The sequence below is a fragment of the Arthrobacter russicus genome (genome assembly GCF_031454135.1).
GTDB classification, from domain to species: domain Bacteria; phylum Actinomycetota; class Actinomycetes; order Actinomycetales; family Micrococcaceae; genus Renibacterium; species Renibacterium russicum.
Map to the genome: position 1 here is coordinate 2,308,589 of NZ_JAVDQF010000001.1, position 16,989 is coordinate 2,325,577.

The window sequence follows — 16,989 nt, forward strand, 5'->3', positions numbered from 1 at the left end:
CCATGCCTAAAAATCCACGCATGCTCAGCATCGACCGGCTCCGCGAGCTGATCGCCGAAGGCAGCATCGACACCGTGGTGCTCGCCTTCACCGATATGCAGGGCCGGCTGCAGGGGAAATACATTCACGGCGAGTTCTTCGTCCAGGACGTGCTCAGCCATGGCGCCGAAGGATGTAATTACCTGCTCGCGGTGGACACCGAGATGAACACGGTGGACGGTTATGCGATGACTAGCTGGGAATCCGGCTACGGGGACATGGTTTTCGACCTCGACCTGGAGACCATCCGACGGCTCCCGCATGTGCCCGGCACCGCGATGATCCAATGCGACCTGAAACTGGTGGACGGCTCGCCGCTCCAGGTTTCGCCGCGGACCATTTTGAAACAGCAGGCGGATCGGGCCGCGCGGCTCGGCTGGCAGGCCCTGTCCGGAACCGAGCTGGAATTCGTGGTCTACAACAACAGCTACGAAGAAGCCTGGACCGCCCGCTACCTCGATTTGGTGCCGGCCAATCAATACAACGTCGACTATTCGATTCTCGGCTCGGCGCGGGTGGAGCCATTGTTGCGGGAGATCCGCAATGCCACCTACGCCGCAGGGCTCACCCCGGAGTCCGCCAAGGGCGAATGCAACCTGGGGCAACACGAGATCGCGTTCAAGTACGACGACGTGCTCAGCACCGCGGACAACCATTCGGTCTACAAGACCATAGCCAAGGAGATCGCGGCGCAGCAGCACAAAGCGATCACCTTCATGGCCAAGCCGAATGAGCGGGAGGGCAATTCCTGCCACATCCACCTTTCGCTGCGCGGGGCCGACGGCGAACTCGTGTTCTGGGATGAACAGACCGGTCAACGCACGGCGCTCTACGACCATTTCATCGCCGGGATCTTGACCACGATGCGCGAATTCACCCTGTTCTACGCGCCCAACATCAACTCCTACAAGCGGTTCCAAAAGGGTTCGTTCGCGCCCACTGCGGTGGCCTGGGGGATTGACAACCGGACCTGCTCGATCCGGCTGGTCGGCCAAGGGCAATCGGCCCGGTTGGAGAACCGGCTGCCGGGCGGGGACGCGAATCCCTACCTGGCGATTGCCGCGATGCTGGCCGGCGGGCTGTACGGCATCGAACACGAACTGGAATTGGAGCCGATGATGTTGGGCAATGCTTACGCCTCCGGGGCGCCGACGGTGCCGGGCACGTTGCAGGAAGCCCGGGACCTGTTCGCCGCTTCGGCGATCGCCCGCGAGGTGTTCGGCGACGACGTGGTGGCGCATTACACCAACTACGCGGACGTCGAACTGGCCGCGTTCAATGCCGCGATCACGGATTGGGAGTTGCGTCGTGGCTTCGAACGGCATTAGTTTCCAGCCGGACCAGCGATCCGGCTACCGGCCACGGATCGGGCTGACCACCTATTTGCAGCGTGGTGCTTGGGGCGTGTGGGACGAAGTCGCTGCGATCCTGCCGGCCGCCTACACCTCCTCGGTGCTTGCCGCCGGTGGCACGTCACTGCTGTTGCCGCCGGTTTTCGGCGACGATGGGCCGGATACCTCGGTCTTGGACGTGCTCGACGGTTTGATCGTCTCCGGCGGGGTGGATGTGGATCCGGCGCATTACGGGGCGCCACCGCATCCGAAGACGTCGTCGCAGACCGAACGCGACGTCTTCGACCTGGCGCTCACCGATGCGGCCTTGGCGGCCGGGCTGCCGCTATTGGCCATTTGCCGTGGCGCGCAGATCCTCAACGTCGCCCGCGGTGGAACCCTGCACCAGCACCTTCCGGACCTGCTGCCAGACGCCGATTACCAACCGGCGCCGGGGGTTTTCGGCAGCGTTGCTTTCGAGACCGAACCCGGCACGGTCAGCCGGCAGTTGCTCGGCGAGCGGGCCACGGCTCCGGTGTACCACCATCAGGCGATCGACGTCGTCGGGCGCGGTCTGAAGGTGACCGCCCGGGCGGCCGATGGAACCGTCGAGGCGATCGAAGCCGATGGCCGGGGTTGGAACCTCGGCGTGCAATTCCACCCGGAACAGAATTCCGCGGATTCCCGACTTTTCCTGGGGCTGGTCGACGAAGCGCGGAAATACGCGCAGGCCCGCCCCGGGGCCCGATACCAAGAAGAGGTGAGCGATTGAATACCACCGCGGTGCTGAACCCGGCGACTGAAGAAACCATCGCCCAGGTTTCCCTGGCTTCGCTGGAAGAGACCGATGCCGTGATCGAACGGGCCGCCCGGGCTTACCAAAGCTGGCGGCTGGTCAGTCCTGCGGACCGGGCGCGTCTGCTGCGCCGCTTCGCCGAGTGCGTCGACGCGCATTTGGAAGAGCTTGCCCAGTTGGAGGTCGACAACGCCGGGCACACGCTGGGCAACGCCCGTTGGGAAGCCGGCAACGTGCGCGATGTTTTGCACTATTACGCGGGCGCACCGGAACGCCATCTCGGCCAGCAGATCCCGGTGGCCGGCGGCGTCGCGCTGACCTTCCACGAACCGCTCGGTGTGGTCGGCATCATCGTGCCGTGGAATTTCCCGATGCCGATTGCCGGTTGGGGCTTCGCGCCTGCGCTCGCGGCCGGCAACACGGTAGTGCTCAAACCCGCGGAGCTGACCCCGTTGACCGCGATCCGGCTCGGTGAATTGGCGTTGCAAGCCGGGATCCCGGAAGGGGTGCTCACCGTGCTTCCGGGCAAAGGCTCGGTGGTCGGCGAACGCTTCGTCAGCCACCCGCTGGTGCGCAAGATCGTGTTCACCGGCTCCACTGCGGTGGGGAAACGGATCATGGCCGGTTGTGCCGACCAGGTCAAACGGCTCACCTTGGAGTTGGGTGGCAAAAGCGCCAATATCGTCTTCGCCGACGCGGATCTCGAGGCGGCTGCTGCGGCAGCGCCCGGCGGTGCATTCGACAATGCCGGCCAGGACTGTTGCGCGCGCTCGCGGATCCTGGTGGAAAGGTCGGTTTTCGACCGGTTCTTGGAATTGCTGGAACCAGCGGTTGCGGCGTTTTCGGTGGGGGATCCGCGGGCCGACGGCACCGCGATGGGGCCGTTGATCTCGGCCGCGCAGCGCGACGCGGTGGCCGGGTTCATTGCGCAGGACTCCTCGGTGGCGTTCCGGGGGAACGCTCCGGAAGGCAAGGGTTTCTGGTTCCCGCCGACCGTGCTGGCGCATCCGAGCCTGCCGAGTGCGGCGTCGTCGGACGGGCGGGCCTTCCGCGAGGAGATCTTCGGCCCGGTGCTCTCCGTGGTGGCGTTTTCCGATGAAGCCGAGGCGGTCCGGATCGCGAACGACGGCGAATACGGGCTGTCCGGATCGATCTTCACCCGCGACGTCGGCCGTGCGCTACGGGTGGCCCGCGGTGTGGAAACCGGGAATCTGAGCGTGAATTCGCATTCTTCGGTGCGCTATTCGACGCCGTTCGGCGGCTTCAAGCAGTCCGGTCTGGGCCGCGAGCTCGGCCCGGATGCGCTCAACGCTTTCAGCGAAGTCAAAACCGTCTTTCTGTCCCAGGATGCATAGGAGAAATCAGTGAACGTTGTTTCAAATCGGCTGGAAGGCCGTTCCGCCGTCATCACCGGTGGAGCCAGTGGAATCGGGCTGGCGACAGCACGACGCTTGGCCGCCGAAGGCGCCAAGGTGCTGATCGCGGACATTTGCAGTCCTGAAATCGGCGAGGCCGCAGCGGCCGAGGTGGGCGGCATCTTCGTGCGGACCGATGTGACCAGCGAAGAAGACGTGAAGGCGATGTTCGCGGCTTGTGTGGCGGCGTACGGGTCGCTGGACATCTCTTTCCACAATGCCGGGATTTCGCCGCCCGAAGACGCCTCGATTCTGGACACCGGCCTGGAGGCTTGGAAGCGGGTGCAGGAGGTGAACCTGACCAGTGTTTACCTGTGCTGCAAGTACGCGCTGCCGTACATGCTGGAGCAGGGCAAGGGCTCGATCATCAATACCGCTTCCTTCGTCGCGGTGATGGGCGCGGCCACATCGCAGATCTCCTATTCCGCTTCCAAGGGCGGAGTGCTGTCGATGTCGCGCGAACTCGGGGTGGAGTTCGCCCGGTCCGGAGTCCGGGTCAATGCGCTGTGCCCGGGGCCGGTGAACACGCCGCTGCTCAAGGAGCTCTTCGCCAAGGATCCGGAGAAGGCGCAGCGTCGGCTGGTGCACGTGCCGCTGGGCCGCTTCGCGGAGCCTGAGGAAATGGCGGCCGCGGTGGCGTTCCTTGCTTCGGACGATTCGTCGTTCATCACCGCGAGCGAATTCCTGGTCGACGGCGGGATTTCCGGGGCGTATGTGACGCCGGTGTGAGCTTGTGTCCCCGTACCTGTTTCCGTGGGCGGTTGGCAGGTCCAAACGGTGTAAACAGGTTCACATGTGAACCTGTTTAGCGATTTTGCACCTGCCAACGGGTATATCCGGCATGATGCTGGGCGTTTCTGGCGGAGTCTAGGGGATGGCTTTCGAACCCCTCAGCAGACCCGGCTGCCAGTCATTGCCAAAGGGCGCATTTCGATGCATTCTAAGCAATGACCAGCGGCCAAAGCACCTTGACGTCGCTAGGTTTTCATCACAATGCGTGTTCCGTCACTGATGCGTGTTGCGTACTCCGTCAATTCCGGGTCAGAGATGCTTCCGCCGAGTCGCCTCCAGTGTCCGCGAAGCACAGGTTTGATCACTGAAACAGGTTGACCGGCGTACTCACGACTCAAGGAGTCAAACATGCGTTGGTATTTCGTTGCGGTGTCGTTTATTGCGCCTTGCGCCAGCTTCATTAGATCTCGTTCGAAGTTGGGGTTCAGCTTGACCTTGACGCCTGCCACGTCACACCTCCTGACGGATCGTTGTGGCTGGACTCCGTTTAGCCGTCGATTCCTTGACGAAACGTCCAGTCCCCGCGGAACGAAAGACAGGTGTCCCGTTGCTCGTTCCGCTTCCAACTCGTTCAGTCGTTGTTGTTTTAGGACTACGGGCTGCTGTTGCCTTTGACACGAACTGGCCTGTACGGGCACTCCTACTTACAGAGCGAGGCATGCCGCACTCCTTTCTTGACTCGATAGCGAGTCGTTGTGGAGCACTCAGCCAGTTGGCTTAGACTGAAGGCCTACCTCCTACAGTAGACACTTCAGACCCCAGCAACCGGCCCCCGGCTTGTGCTGGGGTTTGGTGCTTCTGTGATCTATTTTACTTCCGGGGTATGACAACGATGTAATTCGGTTCACGGCGCGGCGCGTGACGTGCCCGAAGCACCATGGATAACCACACGCTGACACTCAAATGTGCGTGATTTGAAAAACATCTAGCGGCTCGTGAAGTATGTGTCGGCTCGAACACGATATTCGGGCCATCGCGCTCCGCCACCAAATAATTTTCGGCATGCCGAACAGTGCCAGCAATTATTTCAGCGTCGCCTATCCTGCCTTCCCACTTACTGAGCCGCCCCGGTACCATCCTGCTTCCACGTAAGCACCTGGGCGAACATGGGCAAGAGGGAAGTCAAATGCCAGATTCCGCAGCGCACGAACCGCCGCAGCAACTCGATGAAGACTCTGAGCAGCCTTCGTGGCAAATGCAGCCGTGCCCGAGCTGGTGCGTTCAACGGCATCAAGAAGACGATTTTCCCGAAGAGCGCAGGCACCAAAGCCCCAGCATTACAGTGCCTGCGCTCTGGCTAAGCCAGGAGGTTTCGGATAGTGCTGGAGATAAATTGGTAGCCGGAGATCTCAACCTGCTGTCCTCGCCGCACATCGATGGCCTTGAAATTATGGTGACTGTCGCAGACGACGACTACGGCCTTTGCCTCGAAGTCACTGTTGAGAGTATGCGTCGGCTGCACCACAGCCTCGGAAGGCTACTGGGCGCTCTTAGCTAAAATCTTTCAAGCCCCTTTAATCTTTCGTCTGTCATTGCCGAGATTTTGCTTGCCAACGTTCGCATGCCTATAGGTTCAGGTCTGGTCCACGGGTTAGGCTGATGTACTATCGACCGATCAGCAGCAACGACGCTACTACATTGGGGGAACCATGAGACTGAAAGTCCTGCAAATATTGCCACGGAAAAGCTTTCAACTTCTCAGTATTGGAATTGCTTCAACAGTACTCATACTCACGTCGACGGCTGGCCCGGTTACTGCAGTCTCAACACCGGCAATTCAAGACGGAATATTCGTCGTTACCTCCGGTGGGGAGCCCCTCGAGAACGGGATAGCGCGTCAAGCCGCAAAAGACCCTGCCTACAAGGAAGCCGCGCTCAAGCTGCTCGATGGTTGGAAATCTGGAACCGCCGCCAGTCGAGATGTCCCGTTGAACACTGTTCCTAGCGAGTCTGTCATTGACAATGCGCTGAGCATGATCGCCTCGCCCGAGACCGTGCCACAAACCTCCCAAAGCCCTTCCACGACAAGAACCGCCAGCACGCCTGGAAATACGGCAACCTATCCGGTACGAGGCGGCCCACTCGGCGACTTCTCCTATTGGGGAGGTAATCCGATGCTTCAGATCGACGGGCAGTTTTGTGGGTCCAGCGGATGTCGAGTTACCGACCGATATGTGGTACGAGCCACGGTTTCCCCAGGAGTACAGTCCTCACGAATCGAACTTCAATCAACTTACTTTCCCAATTCTGGAAATTTTTCCGCGCAGGCCGTGAGTTCGATTGCAATTACACGCGGACGCGACGTGGGGTATGGTCGATCCGTAACCGGCGGCGGCGGACCCAGCGGCCATTACCTAAATAGTTGGGAGAGACTGTCCGGAAAACGCCTCACGGTTGCCTTGGAACTGAACTTGCAAACTCCAAGGGGGCCATATTTTGACGCGGCAAAAACTGCTGACTGCATTGGCCGGACTGGCAGCGATACACGCTGCTTCTACCAGTAATAGCAATGAGTAAGCTGATCGTATGACTACTCACCGTGACCGGCTGCCCATTCCCTACCCGCTCGAGGTACCGGACAGTGTCGTAGCTGACCGGGCCGGATTCGCTCTTGCTATCCGGGGCATGGGTCTGAGCGACGATGGGTTGAGTTTCTCCGTCCACATCTTGACCACGCTGCTTGGTCATCCGCGAAAGGGCCAGGCGATGCTCGACACCGCTTGGCCCTTTTGCGGGGCGCATCGAGAATCTGATCCGGATGGTCTATCGGTGCGTTGCCAGTGGCGATACCCCAATACATCGGAGTGGGACAGCGACGCCATTCTCCTGAAGTCGGCTGAGACCCCCGTTCTTGGTGGCTTCTGGAATTGGAACAGCCCTGAGCTAGCCGAAGGCCACTACAACCTGCGCTACCCGCTGAATGCGGCAACGGCAGAAGAAATCAATATTTCTCTTTCCTGGACCGCGCTCGGATTCGACCCTGAAACCGTACGAATAGACCGAGAAGCTATCGACTCTGCGCTACAACAGAAGCCTCGCTAAAGTCGGTTGAGGGGACTCATCACCATCGGTTTCCCATCGACTGATCGCCCAAGGCATTTGAGGCCGAATAGAGCAGTTCACTCAGGGTGCCCAGCAAGCCGTCAGGTGTCTTGAGGGGCTTGGTGAGCCATCTGCGTGCCGCTGTCGAGACACTGCGCCCGACTGACCAGCAATTGGCATCGAAACTGGACGGCTAAGCCGAGTCACTACGCTAGTGGGAGAAGCCTGAGCATCCAGATGACCTCGACACTTCTCCGGGTCCGGGATTTGGCTATGAAGACGCTGTTGCTTCGATGTTTCGTGATCGTTAGGCTCTGGCCGTCCTAAGTTGGCAGTTGTTGCAGGAAAATCTTGACTTGGTCGCTTAGGACTCCCGCCAGGACCCCTACTCCCACGCTGAGAAGCAGCTCGTTGACCTTGTTGAACACCCGGCGCGCCCGGCTCGGGTCAGGTGTGCCCTCTAGGGCTTTCTCTGCTTCGTCTAGGGAGGACATGAGCGCTTCATTGGCATCCGGGGAAAGTTGAAGCCCTGGGAGCGCCTCTGCGATGGCCTGGGCCAGTTTCCTGCCGTCGTCCACCCATGTTTGGTGGATGGTCTGACTCTGCGAGAAGTGGTTACTGGCGTTTGCGACGTTGGCGTTGCCGTGAATCACGGTGTTGAAGGTGTTCAATGCGGCAGCTTCTTCATCGTTGACTGACCTGTTTTGCTCAACGATGGCCTCACCCCGGGGTGTCATCTGAGGTCTAATCGGTGCCGGGTGACCCCAAGCGCTTTGTCCAGAAATGTACCCGTTTTCCTTGAGCCAGGCGCCAGCCAACTGGATTTCTTGGAGAGAATATTCGTGGCCCAAGATCGAAGGTGCTGAAGCTAGGTAGGCTTCTGGGCCAACAGGGGTGCCAAGGTCTATCCCTGAATACATCCACCGTAGATAGGCATCTCTCAGCAGTCTTTTTCGTGCGACGACTGATGTGCGAGTGGATTCCGCCAAGTCGGCTCTGTCGAAACCTGGCTGCAGAACAATCACCTCGTCAAGATCGCCCAGCGTGTCAAAAAATTCCACTTCACCGCGGACCTTCATGTCGTCGAGGTCGGAGGAAAGCGCAGTGGTCGCGAGCCCTGATTTCTTCATTTCCTCCATGACTAGATCCATGGAGGCCTGCGTGCTAACTGATTTGCGAGCGAGCTCTCCAATAATGTGAATGAGTCGCAATTGGCGCTCTTCAGTGGCGCTCAGCGACAGAATATCAATAGTCATAGTTCGAGCGTAGCGAAGGGTGCCGACATTTTGTCGTGATGCAGAAATTTGATGTCATTTTGAGGATGTCAAAACACTTCACCGCGTCACGCGATGAATCCTGTCGGTGGGGTCAGATAGTCTCAGCGCATCCGAATTCAAGACGACATCGACGAATACATTGGGGTAATCGTGAACAATCTAACTTCTGGAATAAGCCCGCTAATCAGCATCGCTTTTTGGGCACTTGGCGTGGCAGTACTCATTTTTGTGACACTACTGGTGGGCAGCCGTCTCAACCGCAAACGGTTGTTATGCCGGGCCCAAGAGCAGGTGCCCACGGAGACCATCGCAGACCTTCAGGCCGCGCTTTTGGACGAGATCAAGGATGCAAGCGCGAATCGACGAACGCCGGTCGACGTCACACCGTTCTGGAGCAAAAGCAAAATCTCGTATCCGGTTCGGAGTGCGGTTATTCAACCCCTTATCGACGCGAGGATCATTCAGGCTATCACTCCGCCGGCAGAGAACTGGTTTACCGATTTTGCCTCAACCATATGGCGAGACTTCTTCTGCTTGCCACCAACCGTGCTTGTACTTAGCGACCGGGATTGGGAACTCATGGTCGCCAGCAGGATGAGCGGCAAAGGCATCGTTATCGAAAGGCTGACCGTGAAGTATCGGACCCAAGACACGGAAAATAACATCGCCTCTGGCGGGGGCAACGTCTCTGGTGTGGCGCAGGCTGGACGCGATGCAAAAGTCAAAGTTGGGGACGTCAAGCAGAACAATTCTGTCAATGATGAGGCCTTCGTACGGACGGTCGTACAGGCACTCCGCTTTGATGCTGATCTGACCAGTGAAGGCAGCCTGGCTGCCCGGCTTCGTACCAATGCGGATCTTCTGGAGCAAGAACTAGAAGAGCCAGAGTCGGAGGAAGCACGGCAAAGCATCCTGGACCGAATTAGCGGACTAATGACCAGGTACGGCGACGCAATGGCAACCACCATCCGGGTTCTCGGCGGAATGACGCAGAACTAGGACGGTAGCTCGCTGTTCCATTCAGCCGTTGTCGTTGTCATCACGGCAACCTCCCCGCTGGATTCTTCAACTCAGCGAATCAGGCCCGAAACACCGTTAAAGCCACACTCCCTCAACCGGCCAAAAACAAACCGGCTCGGACTCTCGTCCAGACCCGGTCCCAAAATGCTGGCGGAGGTCAGGGGATGGCTTTCGAACCCCGAGTGGGAAGTCGACAGGTTGCTGAAGCTGGAATCGAAGTAGGACTCCCGCTCCCGCAGTCCTGCGCCGCATATCCTGCTTCCACGAGCCTCCAAGCCTGTGCGGGAGAAGGGGAAACGGATATTAGCGAACCCAGAAAGCAAATTGTCACAACTGGGTGAGGCCTCGCCCCAACCTTCCTGGCAAGCCTTATCAGCCAATGTTGCCAGCTATATGGCAGCTTGTTTTTGTCTGCGATAACTGAGATAGCTCAGAATTGCGACGCCCAGTGGCACCAGTGTCACCACGGAGGCGATGATCTGCCCGATTGTTCCCCACAGGCCGCTTGGATCGTTGCCGTCGAGCAACCATTGGCCAATGAGCACGATGACGAACAGCATTACGCCGAGCGCGACGAGCATCCAGGCGAACATCTTTGAAGGAAATTCGGGGGAGCGTGAGGGGATCTGCGCAAGCTCAGCGTCGGAGAGCTGTCGTGCATGGTTTCCGTTTTTGGGCTTTTCCTGCAGTAGCTTGGCGGTCTTGTCGAGCCAACGGATGACGTCCTGGGCGTTGTCTTCGGGGATGGGTTTGGAACCGATGGTTCTTTTGGCATTCAGGTGTGGGGCTAGCTGGTTTAGCCAGTCCAAGCGTCTTTGCTTGGCGCTCCAGGACCCTTCGGGGGCCTGCGGGTATCGTGTGGTCAAGTGAGCTTCGCAGACGTCCAATAGTTCAGGCCGAATACGACCGTATTTGAGAGGTCTATCGTTTCTGAGGTTGGCTCGGAGAGTGAGCCCAACTATCCGTCCTGAGATGAGCATCTTCCAAGTCGTGGGGGCGCGCTTTGTCCACCTTTTGGCATATGTTGCACTGGTCGCCGGGATCGAAGCAGAGCTCAGGAAGAAGGTTCCGATCACCAAGTACGTTGCCAGAAGAATGTGCATACCTCCGTAGGCTTGTAGGAGGCCGGCCACGCCGATGGTCATTCCGATGGTGCTGAGGGTCGCCAGAGTGATGCTGATGGTGTACAGACGGTTGTGCGCCTCGAATGCAGTGGTCAACAGTGGCATTTCAAAGGTTTCGAGTTTTTTCCAATGCCGGTGTGGGTGGAAGTTCCTGCCAGGCATTTTGATTTGCTTCAGGGTTGGCCACTTTTTGCGGCGGCTTAGGAACTTTTCGTACTGGGTGTTGCTCTCGTTCCCGGTTGAGCTGATGCTGCTGAGTATTCCGATGCTGAGAACCCAGAGGAAAATGAGGATGATGCTCATGAAAAGAATGGTGACGAAGTTTTCCCCCATGTGGTGACGATACCAAATTGGCTGTTTTGCCTGGTTTTCAGATCGATTGGGTCTGTAGTGGGGTTGTTTGACACACCCATCAAATCACTCAGCGGACCCTGGTAATAGCCGATGGGCATGCCAAACAAGACGAGCCCTGATTCTCAGGAGTTCGGTCGACTCCGCACTCCTTGACCAGACTTCACCTCGGAGTGGTTTCGAAAAAGAACTGAGCCTTCTGACCATGAACAGAAGCCAGAGGGTCAGCGGAGACGAGGGATGGCTTTCGAACCCCGAGTGGGAGGTCGAGCGGTTGTCGGCCCTGGAATCGAGGAAAGGCTCCTGCTTCGGTAAGTCAGCTTCGCCTGTCCTGCCTTCCCGGGCCGTGAAGCGCTCCGATAGCATCGTGCTTCCACGCAGCATCAAGGCAAGTGTTGGTGAGAGGGAAGATTCGAGATGTCAGAGGCTCCAGAGCACGAATCGTCGCAGCGATCGCGGATGGATTCGCACTGGCCTTCGTGGCAGACAGGGCCTTGTCCGAGTTGGTGCGTACAACAGCATCAAGAAGAGGATTTCCCCGATGACCGTAAACATCAAAGCCAGATCGTTGCCGTGCCTGCTGTTTGGTTGGATCAGAGCACCCTTGATGAACCCGCCGATGAGCTAGTCGCTGGCCATCTTCACCTGGTGGTCTGGCAGCGGATCGGTACTGCTGAGACCATGGTGAGCCTGGCCGATGAGGGCTACAACGGTTGTTTTGAAGTGAGCTTTGAAAGCGCGAATCGGTTGCACCATAAGCTCGGAGAGCTATTGGATCACATCGCGGGAGCATGAGGATTTAGCTCGGTGTAGATGGGGCTCGCAACGTTAGGGCTTCGACCGGGTCGCAGTAAAACCATCCTGTATGGCTATTCGGAATGTCATTGACATCGACATGGAGCGAGTGAAGAGTATGAAGATGGAAACGATCTTTGGCTATTTGGCCCCGGTGGCAGCGATTTTGCCGATTGTTGTGACGCTGTTCTTGCTTTATGCCATCGTTCGCTTGGCTGTCAAACATGCACTTCAAGCACACTTCGGCAAGGGGACAACAATGCCCCTGGTCGACACGCGTCCTGTCGAAAAATAGTCCAGCTTTAAAGCGGCGGCAGATCTCTCGAGGAAGCTGTTGGCAGGTGGAAACGGTATAAACAGGTTCACATGTGCACCTGTTTAGCGCACTTGGACCTGCCAAAGCGTCGCGGTGATGGACGTGGGCAATGAAAAAGCCCCGGAATCACGAGGATCCCGGGGCGCTTCCGGCGGAGACGGGGGGATTTGAACCCCCGGTGGAGTTTTGCCCCACACTTCATTAGCAGTGAAGCCCATTCGGCCGCTCTGGCACGTCTCCAAAGTGCTGGCCCCAGTAGAAGCCTGGAGCCAGCCTCACAAGGTTACCGAACTTGTGACCCAACACGCAAAGTGAACCTGGTGGAGTCTCCGGTTCAGCGGATCATCCGCAGCTCCACCAGGTTTCCCCAGTCCGTGACTACCTCCCGGGCGCCGTCCAGAGCGAAGCCAGCGTGTTCGTGGAAAGCGATCGCGTTGGCGTTCGCAGCCACCCACGACGCGGGCCGGTCGCCCAGCGCAGCGCCTTGCCCAGCCCCTGCTTCTGATGCGACTGCAAGACATACAAGCCCCAGAGCGCGTGCTTCCGGACCGCATCCGCGGCTATCGGCCACCCAGTGCCGGGCCATCGACACTGCGGATCTCGACGGTCACAACGCCGCACTCATAATTGCCCACCGTTCAAGGCCCGCCACATGAATTCCAAGGGCGCGGTCTGCAACCGGGCAGCCTGCTTGTTGTCGGCAGCACCGGAGTGGCCGCCCTCTAACGATTCGTAGTACCACAGCGGCGAAATCCCCATCTTTTCCATCCGGGCAGCCATCTTCCGAGCCTGCACCGGGCCCACCCGGTCATCCGAGGTCGCGGTCCAAATGAAGGTCGGCGGGTAGTCGACCCCCTCGCGGAGCAAGTGGTACGGCGAAAACGTCTTCAAGTACTCCCATTGCTCCGGCACCTCGGGGTCGCCGTATTCGGCGATCCAGGAGAAGCCGGCATTGAGCTTCGTGTACCGCTTCATGTCCAGCAGCGGCACACCGCAGGAGACCGCGCCGAACAACTCCGGATACTGGGTGAGCATATTGCCCACCAGCAAGCCCCCGTTGCTCCGCCCGTCGCAACCGAGCTTCGAGCGCTGGGTCACGCCGCGGGCCATCAGATCGCGGGCCACTGCAGCGAAGTCTTCGTAGGACTTGTGCCGATTCTCCTGCAACGCGGCCCGATGCCACGACGGCCCGTACTCGCCGCCGCCCCGGATGTTCGCCAGCACGTAGACGCCGCCGCGCTCCAGCCAGCCGCGGCCGATGACTCCGCTGTAGGCCGGAGTGCGGGAGACCTCGAATCCGCCGTAACCGGAAAGGTAGACGGAGTTTCCGCCGTCAAGGTGAAGGGATTTCGGCCCCACTTGGAAATACGGGACTTTGGTCCCGTCCGCGGAAACCGCGAAGTGCTGCTCCACGGTGTACTCGGATTCGTTGAAGAACGACGGCGTGGATTTGATCTCGAGGGCCGCGGCGGCCCCCGGCGCCACGGAACCGCGCAACAAGGTGCTGGGTGTGAGGAATCCGGTCACCACGAGCCAGACGTCGTCGCCGATCGCGCCTTCGGGGCCGTCGTCGTCGGCATCGTCGTCCACCGCGGACACGGTGGCCAGGTGCAGCGGCGGGCACGCGTCGAGTTCTTGGCCGATGAAGTTGCGTTCCGGATCGGTGACCATGATTTTGGTCGAAACGTCATGCAGCAGCTCGAGCACCAGATAGTTCTTCGTCCAGGTCCACGATTGCAGAGCGGTCGCGGCATCCGGTTCGAAGACCGTGCTGAAGTCCCGTGATCCGGCCAGGAAGGCTTCCAGATCGATCGCATGCAATGAGCCTGCAGCCATTGCCGCGCCGCCGATTTCGGTGTCCGACTGCGGCCGCAGCAGCATCCACTGCCGATGCAGATCCACGGACACATCGGTGGGCACGTCCAGGGCGAGCCATTCGCCGTCCCGGCGCAGGTAGCTCTGCGAGGCGAAGAAGTCGATCACGTCCACGGCGACGTCCCGTTCGAATCCCGGGGTGCTGTCGTGCTGGACGACCGCCATCATATGTTCGGCCGGGATCTCGAAATCCAGCTCGGCCCCGGCCAGGCTCTGGCCCCGCCGCAGGACCCGCGAAGTCCGCGGGTAAGAGGACGAGGTCAGGGAACCCGGGCCGAAGTCGGTGGCCACGAACAAGGTGTCCGCGTCCTGCCACGTGGCCTGGCCTTTCGCCACCGGGATCACGAAGCCGCCGGCGGCGGGGTCGACGAAAGCCTTGTCGACGACGTCGAACTCGCGGTGCACGTGGGCGTCGCCGCCATCGGGGGAGAGCAGCACCAGACAGCGACGGTGCGCTGCACCGTCCGCCGGACGCAGGAATGTGGCGCCGTGCCAGACCCATTGCGCACCTTCGGCGGCACCGAGCGCATCCACATCGAGCACGGTTTCCCAATCCGGCTCGGCGGTTTGGTACGAAGCCCAACTGGTCCGGCGCCAGAGCCCGCGCGGGTGCTGCTCATCGGTCCAATAGTTGTAATAGTGCTCGCCGCGCTTCAGCACGGCCGGAATGCGGTCCTTGGCATCCAGCACTTCCAGGATGCGGTTTTCCAAGGCGCGGTACTCGGCGTTGACTAGTGCGCCATCGGTGCGGGCATTTCGCTCGCGCACCCAGTCCAATTGTTCGCTGCCGTAGCTGTCTTCCAACCAGAGGTTGTCATCGGTCTGCTCGTCGGCCGACTGTGCTGTCGGCGCTGTGATCTGGCTCTCGTCTGGGGTCATGGTTCCATCCTAGTAAGCTCATTCCATGCCCGAGTCAGCCCTATTGCGTATTGCCGTCATCGGCGCTGGGCCCCGGGGCACCTCGGTAGTGGAGCGGCTCGTGGCACAGCTCCGGCAGCATCCCCGCCCGGTCCGGATCGATCTCGTCGATCCGTTCGAACCCGGTGCCGGCCGCGTCTGGCGGACCGACCAATCTGAGCTCTACCTGATGAACACGCCGTCGTTCTTCCCCACTGTGGTGCCCGACCATGGCGTCGTCGCGGCATCGCCGACCGGGCTCAGCTTCGACGCCTGGCGGCAACGGTTCCGGCCGGAACTGGGCCGCGCCGATTATCCGTCCCGGGCGGGTTACGGCCAGTACCTGCGCTGGACCTTCGATGAGTTGCGCCGCCAGCTGCCGGATGGCGTGGAATTGCGCTGGCATCCGAGCGAGGCGCTCGCGGTGCGTCGGCAACCGGGGGGCCAGGCTCATTCGGTTCATTTGGAATCCGGCGAGCGGCTCGAAGCCGATGCCGTGGTGCTCGCCCTGGGGCACGTGCCCGCGGAGCTGGGCAGCGAGCAATCCGTCTTCGCCGAGGCCGCGGCGCAATGGCGGCTCGAATACTTCCCGCCGGCAATCCCGGCCGACGTCGACTGGGCGGCGGTCGCCGCCGTTGAGCCGGTATTGGTGCGTGGCATGGGATTGAACTTCTTCGACCTGCTCAGCCAGTGGACTGAAGGCCGCGGTGGCCGGTTCGACCGGGTGGACGGCACCTTGGTCTACCGACCCAGTGGCCGGGAGCCGAAGATCTTGGCAGCCTCCCGGCGGGGTGGGCCATACCGGGCGAAAGCGACGCTGGAATCGTATTATCCGGAGCGTATTTCATTGGAATTTCTGCACGCGGCCTTGGATCAGCCGCGGGTAGGCCTGCCGGGTTTCGAACATGACATCTGGCCGGCGCTGAAGAGGGACGTTGTGCGGGCCTATTATTCGACCCGGTCGGCCGCAGATGCGGATCGGTTGACTGCGATTCTGCAATCGGATGACTGGGAGGCCAGGCTCCAGGCTTTCGAATTGCAGCTGCCGGAGCCGGATCGGCTGGACATCGCGGCTTTGGCGAAGCCGTTCCAGGGCCGTCATTTCGCCGATCGTGCAGACTTCGGCCGCGCCGTGCTCGAGTACTTGGACGCCGATGTGGCCGGCTCCGCCGCCGGCGAATCCGACCCGGTGAAAATGGCGATCGGTGCCTTGAACGAAGGCCGCGCGCTGATCAAGGACTTCGTGGCCGACGGCGGAATCACCGAAGAGTCCTGGCTGCGCGAACTGCGCGGCTGGTTCGAATCGCTGGTGGAAGGGCTGGCTTCCGGGCCGCCCGCCTTGCGGATCGAGCAACTGGCCGCCGCGGCTCGCGCCGGGGTGGTCCAGTTCATCGGACCGGATCCGGTGTTTGCGGTTGACCAGGACGGCTTCAGCGCGAGTTCGCCCTGGGTGGCCGGCGAACCGGTCCGCGCCCGGCAACTGGTCGAGGCGATGGCCCCGGCCAACCGGGTGCTGCAGAATGCCTCCGCGCTGCTCAACCAGCTCCTGGACGAAGGCCTGGTCCGGCCGAAAGTCATGCTCGCGGCCACGGACGTTCCGGAGGCGACCAGCGGGCTGGACGTCAGCGCTCCGCCATACCGAGCGGTGGACGCCGACGGCGCGGTTCAGCAAAGCATTTACGTGATCGGTTTGCAGTTGTCCTCGGTACAGTGGGGCAGTGCGATCGCCGCCGAGGCCGGCTCGAAGTACCGCAGCGGTTACCGGACTTTGCTCGACGCCGATGCCATCGCCCAGGACATTCTCAATCAGGACATCCGCACCCGCTGACGGCCCAAAAACCTACCTAGTCGCCCCCGAACGCACACTTGGTGCGGGTGTTTGACGAAAAACACCCGCACCAAGTGTGCGTTCGCGCGGG

The 16,989-nt window shown here is 60.4% G+C and carries 14 protein-coding genes and 1 tRNA gene; 10 read left to right on the forward strand and 5 right to left on the reverse strand.

Going from position 1 to position 16,989, the window contains the following annotated elements; genetic code table 11:
- The first annotated feature begins 20 nt into the window (after positions 1-20).
- The 4 genes from JOE69_RS10795 to JOE69_RS10810 are packed head-to-tail and all read left to right on the forward strand — an operon-like array spanning position 21 to position 4,310.
- Positions 21-1,367, forward strand: coding sequence for a glutamine synthetase family protein (locus JOE69_RS10795; RefSeq protein ID WP_374709696.1), 1,347 nt, complete (start codon positions 21-23; stop codon positions 1,365-1,367).
- The gene (locus tag JOE69_RS10800; RefSeq protein WP_309798610.1) at positions 1,348-2,142 is read left to right on the forward strand and encodes a gamma-glutamyl-gamma-aminobutyrate hydrolase family protein; all 795 of its coding nucleotides are present in this window, start codon (positions 1,348-1,350) and stop codon (positions 2,140-2,142) included. The genes JOE69_RS10795 and JOE69_RS10800 overlap by 20 nt, the downstream gene beginning before the upstream one ends.
- Positions 2,139-3,521: an aldehyde dehydrogenase family protein gene (locus JOE69_RS10805; RefSeq protein ID WP_309798613.1), complete on the forward strand. Its 1,383-nt coding sequence runs from the start codon at positions 2,139-2,141 to the stop codon at positions 3,519-3,521. The genes JOE69_RS10800 and JOE69_RS10805 overlap by 4 nt, the downstream gene beginning before the upstream one ends.
- A gap of 9 nt (positions 3,522-3,530) precedes the next feature.
- Positions 3,531-4,310: a 3-oxoacyl-ACP reductase gene (locus JOE69_RS10810; RefSeq protein ID WP_296364727.1), complete on the forward strand. Its 780-nt coding sequence runs from the start codon at positions 3,531-3,533 to the stop codon at positions 4,308-4,310.
- A 248-nt stretch (positions 4,311-4,558) separates the two neighbouring features.
- Here the strand turns inward: JOE69_RS10810 and JOE69_RS10815 are convergent, their stop codons facing one another.
- The gene (locus JOE69_RS10815; protein ID WP_309798615.1) at positions 4,559-4,822 is read right to left on the reverse strand and encodes a hypothetical protein; all 264 of its coding nucleotides are present in this window, start codon (positions 4,820-4,822) and stop codon (positions 4,559-4,561) included.
- Between the two features lie 677 nt (positions 4,823-5,499).
- On the opposite strand from JOE69_RS10815, the gene JOE69_RS10820 reads away from it, so the two are divergent.
- Complete coding sequence (locus JOE69_RS10820; RefSeq protein ID WP_309798616.1) at positions 5,500-5,871, forward strand: DUF6907 domain-containing protein; 372 nt, start codon at positions 5,500-5,502, stop codon at positions 5,869-5,871.
- Between the two features lie 1,028 nt (positions 5,872-6,899).
- Positions 6,900-7,415 carry a hypothetical protein gene (locus JOE69_RS10825; RefSeq protein WP_309798617.1) on the forward strand — a complete coding sequence of 172 codons (516 nt, stop codon included), beginning with the start codon at positions 6,900-6,902 and terminating at the stop codon, positions 7,413-7,415.
- Positions 7,416-7,738: 323 nt separating this feature from the next.
- On the opposite strand, the gene JOE69_RS10830 is transcribed toward JOE69_RS10825, so the two are convergent.
- Complete coding sequence (locus tag JOE69_RS10830) at positions 7,739-8,671, reverse strand: hypothetical protein (protein WP_309798619.1); 933 nt, start codon at positions 8,669-8,671, stop codon at positions 7,739-7,741.
- A gap of 171 nt (positions 8,672-8,842) precedes the next feature.
- On the opposite strand from JOE69_RS10830, the gene JOE69_RS10835 reads away from it, so the two are divergent.
- Complete coding sequence (locus JOE69_RS10835) at positions 8,843-9,691, forward strand: hypothetical protein (protein WP_309798621.1); 849 nt, start codon at positions 8,843-8,845, stop codon at positions 9,689-9,691.
- Between the two features lie 410 nt (positions 9,692-10,101).
- On the opposite strand, the gene JOE69_RS10840 is transcribed toward JOE69_RS10835, so the two are convergent.
- Positions 10,102-11,169, reverse strand: coding sequence for a hypothetical protein (locus JOE69_RS10840; RefSeq protein ID WP_309798623.1), 1,068 nt, complete (start codon positions 11,167-11,169; stop codon positions 10,102-10,104).
- Positions 11,170-11,604: 435 nt separating this feature from the next.
- Between JOE69_RS10840 and JOE69_RS10845 the strand changes: the two genes are divergently transcribed.
- Both JOE69_RS10845 and JOE69_RS10850 read left to right on the forward strand, forming a co-directional pair.
- Positions 11,605-11,982, forward strand: coding sequence for a DUF6907 domain-containing protein (locus tag JOE69_RS10845; protein WP_309798625.1), 378 nt, complete (start codon positions 11,605-11,607; stop codon positions 11,980-11,982).
- Positions 11,983-12,106: 124 nt separating this feature from the next.
- Positions 12,107-12,277: a hypothetical protein gene (locus tag JOE69_RS10850; protein ID WP_309798627.1), complete on the forward strand. Its 171-nt coding sequence runs from the start codon at positions 12,107-12,109 to the stop codon at positions 12,275-12,277.
- 173 nt (positions 12,278-12,450) lie between these two features.
- Here the strand turns inward: JOE69_RS10850 and JOE69_RS10855 are convergent.
- Positions 12,451-12,538, reverse strand: a tRNA-Ser gene (locus JOE69_RS10855).
- Positions 12,539-12,919: 381 nt separating this feature from the next.
- Positions 12,920-15,052: a prolyl oligopeptidase family serine peptidase gene (locus tag JOE69_RS10860; protein WP_309798629.1), complete on the reverse strand. Its 2,133-nt coding sequence runs from the start codon at positions 15,050-15,052 to the stop codon at positions 12,920-12,922.
- A gap of 25 nt (positions 15,053-15,077) precedes the next feature.
- Here JOE69_RS10860 and JOE69_RS10865 point away from each other — a divergent pair, with 25 nt between their 5' ends.
- Positions 15,078-16,898, forward strand: coding sequence for an FAD/NAD(P)-binding protein (locus tag JOE69_RS10865; protein ID WP_309798631.1), 1,821 nt, complete (start codon positions 15,078-15,080; stop codon positions 16,896-16,898).
- Positions 16,899-16,989: the final 91 nt, after the last annotated feature.